Source organism: Phytobacter sp. V69, assembly GCF_965644215.1.
In the GTDB taxonomy this organism is placed as follows: domain Bacteria; phylum Pseudomonadota; class Gammaproteobacteria; order Enterobacterales; family Enterobacteriaceae; genus Phytobacter.
The window spans coordinates 1-5,512 of the sequence record NZ_CBFFRL010000254.1; the positions used below are offsets into that span (position 1 = coordinate 1).

At 51.0% G+C, this 5,512-nt stretch carries 3 protein-coding genes, 1 tRNA gene and 2 pseudogenes; 5 read left to right on the forward strand and 1 reads right to left on the reverse strand.

Features of this window, described 5'->3' with window-relative positions:
- Nucleotides 1-96: 96 nt before the first annotated feature.
- Nucleotides 97-279: pseudogene (locus tag ACSZPU_RS22805) on the forward strand (transposase); the annotation flags it as partial.
- A gap of 91 nt (nt 280-370) precedes the next feature.
- Here ACSZPU_RS22805 and ACSZPU_RS22810 read toward each other — a convergent pair.
- Nucleotides 371-1,450 carry a porin gene (locus ACSZPU_RS22810; protein WP_499003470.1) on the reverse strand — a complete coding sequence of 360 codons (1,080 nt, stop codon included), beginning with the start codon at nt 1,448-1,450 and terminating at the stop codon, nt 371-373.
- 297 nt (nt 1,451-1,747) lie between these two features.
- On the opposite strand from ACSZPU_RS22810, the gene proB reads away from it, so the two are divergent.
- The 4 genes and pseudogenes from proB to ACSZPU_RS22830 form a co-directional block, all read left to right on the forward strand.
- Nucleotides 1,748-2,851 carry a glutamate 5-kinase gene (gene proB / locus ACSZPU_RS22815; RefSeq protein WP_499003473.1) on the forward strand — a complete coding sequence of 368 codons (1,104 nt, stop codon included), beginning with the start codon at nt 1,748-1,750 and terminating at the stop codon, nt 2,849-2,851.
- A gap of 11 nt (nt 2,852-2,862) precedes the next feature.
- On the forward strand, nt 2,863-4,116 hold the full coding sequence (proA, locus tag ACSZPU_RS22820; RefSeq protein ID WP_499003476.1) for a glutamate-5-semialdehyde dehydrogenase: 1,254 nt from the start codon (nt 2,863-2,865) through the stop codon (nt 4,114-4,116).
- 116 nt (nt 4,117-4,232) lie between these two features.
- Nucleotides 4,233-4,308, forward strand: a tRNA-Thr gene (locus ACSZPU_RS22825).
- Between the two features lie 175 nt (nt 4,309-4,483).
- A pseudogene (locus ACSZPU_RS22830) lies at nt 4,484-5,440 on the forward strand (tyrosine-type recombinase/integrase); the annotation flags it as partial.
- Nucleotides 5,441-5,512: the final 72 nt, after the last annotated feature.

The following is a 5,512-nucleotide window of genomic DNA, read 5'->3' on the forward strand; positions in this document are numbered from 1 at the left end:
CTGTGGTAGGAAAAACGGGATAACTTATCGGTAGTTAACCCTTCCTCCTACACTCTCCACAATCATGTCCGAGCGTTTCACTTATTATCTGAATTCGCGCTTAGGTTGTTCAGTAAATTTCCCTACCTGCGAAAGAACAAGCTGTGGGGAAATCACTTTTGGGCACGGGGTTACTGCGTGGATACCGTAGGTATAAATGAAGAAATGATAAGAAAGTACGTGAAATATCAGGAAAAGCATGAAGTTGAAGAGAGCCAACTTCCACTAAAAGAGGTGTGAAGGGAAGACTCTCAGAGTCTGGACTGAGTACGCCCCTATGGGGCGTTATCAATGCCACCTGCTATGCAGGTGGTTTTTTACGCGTTAAGACTTAGAACTGGTAAGTCACGCCAACAGCAACGATATCGTCGGTAACGTAGCTTGAACCTACGTAAGTTGCGAAGTCGCCTTTATCCAGCTGGTTGATTTTGTAATCGACCATAGCGGAGAAGTTTTTGTTGAAGTAGTAGGTAGCCCCTACGTCAACATATTTAACCAGGTCCTGATCACCCCAACCGTTTTCCAGGTCTTTACCTTTGGTCTGAACGTAACCAATGGACGGACGCAGACCGAAGTCGAACTGGTACTGAGCAACAACTTCGAAGTTTTCAGACTTGTTAGCAAAACCACGGCTGCCAATCGGAGTCATGTTCTGCGCAACGCTGTACATTGCCGCCAGGTAGATGTTGTTAGCGTCGTATTTCACGCCAGAGATCCACGCTTCTGCGTTAGCGCCTTTACCCAGAGCCTGGGTGTTCTGCAGGTCAGTACGGTCTGATTTAGCGTAAGCTGCAATCAGAGTAACCGGGCTGCCGCCGAAGTTGTAAGACAGAGAGGTGCCGAAGCCGTCGCCATTCTGTTTAGAAGCAGAACGACCAGATTCGTTTTTACCCTGGTATTGCAGGCCCAGGTTCAGACCGTCAACCGCACCGAAGAAATCGGTGTTACGGTAAGTTGCCACGCCAGTGGTACGTTTGGTCATGAAGTTATCGGTACGGGTCAGAGAGTCGCCACCGAATTCAGGGAACATATCGGTTACAGACGCTGCATCGTACAGGATACCCAGGTTACGACCGTAGTCGACAGAACCGTAGGTTTTTGCTTTCAGGCCAGCGAATGCCAGACGGGTTTTCTGAGTAGAGCTGCTTTCGTCGTTGTTACCGGAGAATTCAGATTCCCAGCGACCGAAACCGGTCAGCTGATCGTTGATCTGAGTTTCGCCTTTGAAGCCCAGACGAACGTAAGTTTTGTCACCGTCCTGAGTGGTATCATCGCTGAAATAGTGTTCAGCTTTGATTTTTCCGTACAGATCCAGTTTGTTACCATTTTTGTTATAGATTTCCGCAGCGTTGGAAGAAGCAGAAACTACACCAAGGCCGATCATCATTAATGCCAAAGTAGTTTTTTTCATTATGTTTCCTGATTATTTGTAATTAACGCGCTTTAGTTCCGCTGAACGTTGCCGCTCACGTGAAAAATTCACGTAGGGTTGTAACGTCTGCGAATTAAAGTTTTATGACAATTCTTATTTATTTTTTATGAATCTTGTTCTACATGTTTTGTCATAAAAACGTCAAGTTTTGTAAGTACGTTTTCTGATTGCCCTCAAGGATTTTCTTATGTTGTTAAAACTCACAGTTGGAAGTTGCCGCTGATCCTGTTACAAAGGCTGTTTCCTTTTTTTCTTCTACGTTAAACGGCAGAAATCATGAGCGACAGCCAGACGCTGGTAGTGAAACTCGGCACCAGTGTTTTAACGGGCGGATCTCGACGCCTGAACCGCGCCCACATTGTTGAACTCGTGCGCCAGTGCGCACAGCTGCATGCAGCAGGGCATCGTATTGTTATTGTGACTTCTGGCGCTATCGCTGCCGGGCGTGAGCACCTGGGTTACCCGGAGTTGCCCGCCACTATCGCGTCGAAACAACTTCTGGCCGCGGTCGGGCAAAGTCGCCTGATTCAGCTGTGGGAACAGCTGTTCTCGATTTACGGCATCCACGTTGGGCAAATGCTGTTAACCCGCGCAGATATGGAAGACCGGGAGCGTTTCCTTAACGCCCGCGACACCCTGCGTGCGCTGCTCGACAACAATATTGTGCCGGTCATCAATGAGAACGACGCTGTTGCAACGGCGGAAATCAAAGTTGGCGACAACGACAATTTATCCGCGCTGGCCGCGATTCTGGCGGGCGCAGACAAGCTTCTGCTTCTTACCGATCAACAAGGTCTCTTCACCGCTGACCCGCGCAACAATCCGGACGCTGAACTGATTAAAGATGTGTACGGTATTGATGACGCGCTGCGCGCCATTGCGGGCGACAGCGTATCGGGTCTGGGCACCGGTGGGATGGGAACCAAATTGCAGGCTGCGGATGTCGCCTGCCGTGCAGGTATCGACACCATCATTGCCGCAGGCAGCAGGCCGGGCGTGATTGGCGACGTCATGGCTGGGGGGGCGGTCGGGACGCTTTTCCATGCGCAGGCCTCGCCGCTGGAAAACCGCAAACGCTGGATTTTTGGCGCACCGCCGGCGGGTGAAATCACCGTCGACGAAGGGGCGACAGCCGCGATTCTGGAGCGCGGAAGCTCGCTGTTGCCAAAAGGGATTAAAAGCGTGACTGGCAACTTTTCCCGTGGTGAGGTGATCCGCATCCGCAACCTTGAAGGTCGCGATATTGCACATGGCGTTACTCGTTATAACAGTGACGCGCTGCGTCGCATTGCCGGTCACCATTCACAGCAAATTGATTCCATTCTTGGCTATGAATATGGCCCGGTCGCCGTGCATCGCGACGATATGATCATCCGCTAAGGAGCAGATGTATGCTGGAACAGATGGGCATCGCTGCTAAAGCAGCGTCGTACAAGCTGGCATTGCTCTCCAGCCGCGAAAAAAATCGTGTGCTGGAAAAAATCGCCGATTACCTGGAAGCACAGTCTAAAGAGATTATTCTCGCCAACGAGCAGGACGTTGCAGAGGCGCGCAGTAATGGCCTGAGCGAAGCGCTGCTCGATCGCCTTGCGTTGACGACAGCGCGTTTGAAAGCCATTGCGGACGATGTTCGCCAGGTGTGTAAGCTGGCTGACCCGGTAGGGCAGGTGATTGATGGTGGCCTGTTGGACAGTGGCCTGCGCATTGAGCGTCGCCGCGTGCCGCTTGGTGTCATCGGTGTGATTTACGAAGCGCGTCCTAACGTCACCGTTGATGTGGCGTCCCTGTGCCTGAAAACCGGTAATGCAGCGATTCTGCGCGGCGGGAAAGAAACCTGGCGCACCAATGCGGCAACCGTAAAAGTGATTCAGAAGGCGCTGGAAGAGTGCGGATTACCCGCCGGAGCGGTACAGGCGATTGAAAGTCCGGACCGTGCGCTGGTCAATGACATGCTCAAGATGGATAAGTACATCGACATGCTGATCCCGCGCGGTGGCGCTGGTCTGCACAAGCTGTGCCGCGAACAGTCCACCATTCCGGTGATCACTGGTGGTATCGGTGTTTGCCACATTTTCGTTGATGATTCTGCCGAGTTTGCACCGGCGCTGAACATTATCGTGAACGCGAAAACCCAGCGTCCGAGTACCTGCAACACCGTCGAAACGCTGCTGGTTCATCAGGGTATCGCGGGCACTTTCCTGCCTGCATTGAGCAAGCAGATGGCGGAAAGTGGTGTCACATTGCATGCGGATGCGAAATCGCTGACTGAGCTGCAATCCGGCCCGGCAGCGGTTGTACCAGTCAAAGCGGAAGAGTACGACAATGAGTTCCTGTCGCTGGATTTAAACGTGAAAATCGTTACCGACCTGGACGATGCTATCGCCCATATCCGCGAGCATGGCACGCAGCACTCTGACGCCATCCTGACGCGCACGCTCAGCAATGCGAACCGTTTCGTGAACGAGGTAGACTCTTCTGCCGTTTACGTTAACGCCTCCACGCGCTTTACCGATGGCGGCCAGTTTGGCCTTGGCGCGGAAGTGGCCGTGAGCACGCAAAAACTGCATGCGCGCGGACCGATGGGCCTTGAAGCGCTGACGACGTACAAATGGATCGGTTTCGGCGACGATACGATTCGTGCGTAAAAAACAACGGGGTGATGCAAAAGTAGCCGTTTGATTCCAAAGGGCATTGACGCATCACCTCGTTAGATCTAACCTTTTGCCCCGTGGTTCACCGACGTGAATCCCGTCCTTTCAGGGCCGATATAGCTCAGTTGGTAGAGCAGCGCATTCGTAATGCGAAGGTCGTAGGTTCGACTCCTATTATCGGCACCATCCTACCTATTTTAACGTCTCCTTAAGTCTACTCAAATACCCTTTAAACCCTTATAATACGCGGTTTCACGGCCCTTATTGTCTCTGCTCGTCTACTCACGTTCACAGAAATCTACGGTGAGTTGGGGGTATCAATGGGGGTATTCGCTGTTCGGTCTAAAGGAGATACCCCCAAATGAAGCTCAATGCCAGACAGGTCGAGACTGCCAAGCCCAAAGAGAAACCCTACAAGATGGCTGATGGTGGTGGCCTCTACTTATTGGTTAAAACTAACGGGTCACGCTACTGGCGTTTAAAGTATCGTATCGATGGAAAGGAAAAGTTATTGGCGCTGGGGGTATATCCCGATGTGTCTTTGGCTGATGCCAGAGCAAAACGTGATGAAGCTCGAAAAGGTATCGCTGGGGGTATCGATCCTTTAGAGCTTAAGAAAGAACATAAAGCTGAACGTGAAGCGCAGGTCAAAAACACCTTTCAGCAAATTGCACTCGAATGGCACAGCATGAAAGTGAAAAAATGGTCAGTTGGGTATGCCTCTGACATTCTCGAAGCTTTCAATAAAGATATTTTTCCTTTTCTTGGTCAACGGCCTGTTGCGGACATTAAGCCATTAGAGCTTCTTAATGTGCTTAAAAAAATCGAAGCCAGAGGTGCAACAGAGAAAGCAAAGAAAGTGCGCCAACGATGTGGTGAAGTGTTTCGCTATGCCATCGTGACAGGCAGAGCCGAGTATAATCCCGCTCCTGATCTCACCAGTGCCATGCAGGGGCATGAATCTACACATTACCCGTTCCTGACCACCGAAGAGCTTCCTGCCTTCTTTAAAGCCCTTGCTGGCTACTCTGGTAGTGAATTGATGGTGTTGGCAGCGAGATTGTTGATCCTTACTGGCCTAAGAACGGGTGAATTGCGTGGTGCCTTATGGTCGGAAATCGATTCCGAGAAAGCGCTATGGGAAATTTCTGCTGAACGCATGAAAATGCGCCGTCCTCATATCATCCCGCTATCTACCCAAGCGTTAGCCATTATCGAAAAGATCAGAGCAATGACGGGACAATTCCCTTTGCTGTTTCCGGGCCGCAATGATCCAAGTAAGACCATGAGCGAAGCCAGTATCAATCAGGTATTTAAGGAAGGTGCGATTTAATCGTCAATTATGAGAACATAACCCTTTCTTTGACATAGACTTTTCACGATGCCCGCT

What these genes read in the sequence shown, in the direction of transcription:
- ACSZPU_RS22810 (WP_499003470.1), bottom strand. Translation starts at nt 1,450, where the DNA reads ATGAAAAAAACTACTTTGGCATTAATGATGATCGGCCTTGGTGTAGTT.
- proB (WP_499003473.1), top strand. Translation starts at nt 1,748, where the DNA reads ATGAGCGACAGCCAGACGCTGGTAGTGAAACTCGGCACCAGTGTTTTA.
- proA (WP_499003476.1), top strand. Translation starts at nt 2,863, where the DNA reads ATGCTGGAACAGATGGGCATCGCTGCTAAAGCAGCGTCGTACAAGCTG.